This window comes from Arthrobacter sp. 05L417 (assembly GCF_056397865.1).
This window is the reverse complement of sequence record NZ_JBFTOG010000135.1, coordinates 1-364: the sequence shown is the minus strand read 5'-3', so window position 1 is coordinate 364 and position 364 is coordinate 1. Positions and strand designations below refer to the sequence as shown.

Genomic DNA, 364 nt, shown 5'->3' with positions numbered 1-364 from the left:
CCGAGGCCCCGCTGAGCTGGTCCGAGGCCCTGGCCGCCGGACGCGCGTCCACGGTGTTCACCACCCACACCCCCGTGCCGGCCGGCATCGACCGCTTCGAGGCCGTGCAGATCAGGCACTTCTTCGACGCCGGCCTGGCCCCGGACGTGCCGGTGGAGAAGGTCCTGGAACTGGGCCGGGAAAACTACGAGGGCGGCAACCCCGCGGTCTTCAACATGGCCGTCATGGGCCTGCGCCTGGCGCAGCGGGCCAACGGCGTGGCCAAACTCCACGGGGTGGTCTCCCGCGAGATGTTCTCCGGGCTCTGGCCAGGCTTCGACCACTCCGAAATCCCCATCACCTCCGTCACCAACGGCGTCCACGT

The 364-nt window shown here is 70.1% G+C and carries 1 pseudogene; it reads left to right on the top strand.

Features of this window, described 5'->3' with window-relative positions:
• Positions 1–364: pseudogene (locus tag AC1DJW_RS26655) on the top strand (DUF3417 domain-containing protein); the annotation flags it as partial.